1 pseudogene is annotated in these 326 nt (G+C 70.2%); it reads right to left on the bottom strand.

Annotated elements, in window-relative coordinates:
• A pseudogene (locus tag EN850_RS34875) lies at positions 1–326 on the bottom strand (ABC transporter ATP-binding protein); the annotation flags it as partial.

The raw sequence follows: 326 nt of genomic DNA, 5'->3' as shown, positions 1-326 counted from the left end.
CACGGCCCAGCACCGCGATGTCGGACGCGATCTCATGGAACGGCACGCGCAGATGGCTACCGATCTGCGCCACGCTGAGCACACCGGGCAGATCGGCCAGTGCGCGGCTGGCCAGGCGCGGCTGCGACGCGGTGACCTGCAGCGTGCGCCCTTGCAACCCCGCGCACAGCGCAGCAGGCGTGCCATCAGCCACCAGCGCGCCGCGATCCACGATCGCCAGCCGGTGGCAGCGCTCGGCTTCGTCCATGTAATGGGTCGACACCAGCACCGTGGTGCCGGCGTCGGCCAGTTCGAACAGGGCCTCCCAGAAATCGCGGCGCGATTCC

It is taken from the genome of Mesorhizobium sp. M8A.F.Ca.ET.207.01.1.1 (genome assembly GCF_004794715.1).
Lineage (GTDB): Bacteria > Pseudomonadota > Alphaproteobacteria > Rhizobiales > Rhizobiaceae > Mesorhizobium.
This window is presented reverse-complemented; position numbering and strand designations above follow the sequence as displayed.